Source organism: Flagellimonas abyssi (genome assembly GCF_019457905.1).
GTDB classification, from domain to species: Bacteria; Bacteroidota; Bacteroidia; order Flavobacteriales; family Flavobacteriaceae; genus Flagellimonas; species Flagellimonas abyssi.
Window position 1 is genome coordinate 1 of the sequence record NZ_JAHZSV010000099.1, and the last position, 695, is coordinate 695.

General features: G+C 38.8%; 1 protein-coding gene. It reads right to left on the reverse strand.

Translation table 11 applies throughout. The features are described 5' to 3' along the window. On the reverse strand, positions 1-617 hold a 617-nt coding region (locus K1F36_RS19985), incomplete at its 3' end, for a GLPGLI family protein (RefSeq protein ID WP_220115360.1). Positions 618-695: the final 78 nt, after the last annotated feature.

Genomic DNA, 695 nt, shown 5'->3' on the forward strand with positions numbered 1-695 from the left:
ATCGGTTTAATGCCACCTTTGGGGTTCAATGTTACCTTGTCAGCCACAAAAATGACGTGGCTCCTTTCCATTTGCAAGATCAGTCCAGGAAGGCCGCCATATCCTGCAGGTCCATAAGGTACCGGAATCTCCGGTGTGTACCATGCCTCAATGGTGAATTCAATTTCACTATTTGGTTGAACATGATGTTTAGTAGCTTTATAACAGTTATATCCATCGATTTTTTTGCTCTCATTGTGCAAGGTCCACCCACCCATTTGATCATCATGTATCACTATATATATGGAGTCCTTTATTTTCTTATTGCGCCTAGCACTTTTTTTTGTTGAATTTTGATACCATGGCCTATCTGAAAGAGCAATTGCGGTTGCTATCTTGCCCATAAATTCATCATGTGGAACACGAGGCAAGCCTTCAAAATAAGATTGTCGAGAATTGTATTCCAGTACATATTCCATATCGTTTATCTCAAGAGCGGCCTTTCTTTTAAAATCCTTGTCTACCTCTACCCCTGGTCTATCATAAAAAATGGAATGGTACTCTACCACTCCTTCTTGGGCATAGAATTGCTCGGAAAGAACTAGAACAACGAATAGAACTACTTTTTTAATCTTCATGGCATGAATTTATTATCTGTCCAAAATTCAATCTTCAGTTACTTTTCTTGCTCTTCTCATCAAAATACCCTTTTCTTC